The organism is Caloranaerobacter ferrireducens (genome assembly GCF_001730685.1).
GTDB lineage: Bacteria > Bacillota > Clostridia > Tissierellales > Thermohalobacteraceae > Caloranaerobacter > Caloranaerobacter ferrireducens.
On record NZ_MDJR01000021.1, the window covers coordinates 1 to 1,780 of the forward strand.

1 protein-coding gene is annotated in these 1,780 nt (G+C 25.1%); it reads left to right on the plus strand.

Translation table 11 applies throughout. The features are described 5' to 3' along the window. Positions 1-294 precede the first annotated feature (294 nt). Entirely contained in the window at positions 295-1,194 is a 900-nt protein-coding gene (locus BFN48_RS12005; RefSeq protein ID WP_069651123.1) for a PhzF family phenazine biosynthesis protein, read from the plus strand. Positions 1,195-1,780 lie beyond the last annotated feature (586 nt).

The following is a 1,780-nucleotide window of genomic DNA, read 5'->3' on the forward strand; positions in this document are numbered from 1 at the left end:
TGGATTTCAACAAAATCCACCTTGATTTATTTAAATCGGAGATTTTGTTCAATATTAAATATAGGCACTAAAAAATTGATTAAGGTAATATGCTTTTGGTTAAGTTGCCAGTTATCAGAAAAAGATGATAAGATGAGTATAGTTGCTAGTTAATTCATATAAAATTAATAATGGACAATTAACAATTCCAAATTATTAGCTCTTAAATGTAGTTATTAGCTATCAGCTGATAGTATCGATTAATACTTGTTGATTCTATTGGTTATTAACTAAACTGAAGGAGATGTAATATAAATGGATTTAATAATATATCAGGTCGATTCATTTGCGGACAAGCCTTTTTGTGGTAATCCAGCTGGTGTTGTACCTGATTCAAAAGGGTTAAGCATTGATCAGATGCAAAAAATAGCCGCTGAGATGAGCCTTTCAGAAACAGCATTTGTCATTCCTAGAGATAAAGGTCATTTTGAGGTTAGGTTTTTTACTCCCAAATGTGAAGTTGATTTGTGTGGACATGCTACAATAGCTGTATTTTATACTCTAGCTGAAAAAGGTTATATTAAAGGGAAAGAAAATGGAGTAATCAAAGTAATACAAAAAACTAAAGTAGGAAAATTACCAGTTGAAATATATTTTAATGAAGGAAAAGTACAAAAAGTTATGATGCAACAGGGAAGCCCGAAGTCTTATGGTATAATAGATAATTTTGATAGTATTTGTGAATTTATGAATATAGATAGTAGTTTAATAGGTTTGAAAGATTTAGATTTAAAGCCAGAAATAATTTCTACAGGTTTAAAGGATATTATTATTCCAGTCAGAAGTAAAAATGTTTTAAACAATCTTAAAATAGATTTTGACAAATTAAAAGAGTATACAATAGAGAAAGATATAATTGGTATACATGTGTTTAGTGCAAATAGTAGTGAAAACATAGAGGAAGTGTTTTGTAGGAATTTTGCTCCAGCAGTTGGTATAAACGAAGAAGCAGCTACAGGTACATCTAATGGAGCTTTGTTATATTATTTGAAGAAAAACAAATTATTAAAAGGTAATAGTATAACGGCATATCAAGGAGAAATATTAAAAAGACCAAGTCAAATTTATTGTGAGATTATAGAAAAGGATAGTAATTATGTAGTAAATGTTGGTGGCAAGGCTAGAATTGTTTTAGAAGGTATTATTACAATATAGTTAGTTTTATAATCCATAAGGAAATTATATTTTTTTATTAAAGCATGAATAATTTAAATATAAATTACATTCATGGATATAGGCAAAATCTTACTTAGCTTATTTAAATTGCAGATTTTGTTCTTTATATTTACTGTTTAAAAAGGTAAACGTTTGATGTGAAAATTGTTTATAAAAGCTTACAAGTTTAGAAATACATTAAATATTAAAAAAATGAAATAAAAAAGAATTGGAAAAATATTTTTAAAATATTGATTTTACTTAATAAATAAGTTTTTTTGCTTTAAAAAGTTGATAACAAATTGATATAAATGTATAATAATTAAGTGTTTATGTTACAGAAAAAAGTTAAAAAATTAACAAAATTCTTGTTCCTTTATAGCTGTTTTAACAGTCTTAAGATAACAATAGAGAATAATATTTTTGTATTATTTATAAATGTATATTTATAAATAACATTATTAAAATTTTAACAAGCAAAATAAATTTTGAACAAAATCTTCTATTTGAATAATTTATAAGTTGAACAATTTATAAGGAAGATTTTGTTAAAAACCATAAACGGAAATTATATTCAAAATTATCC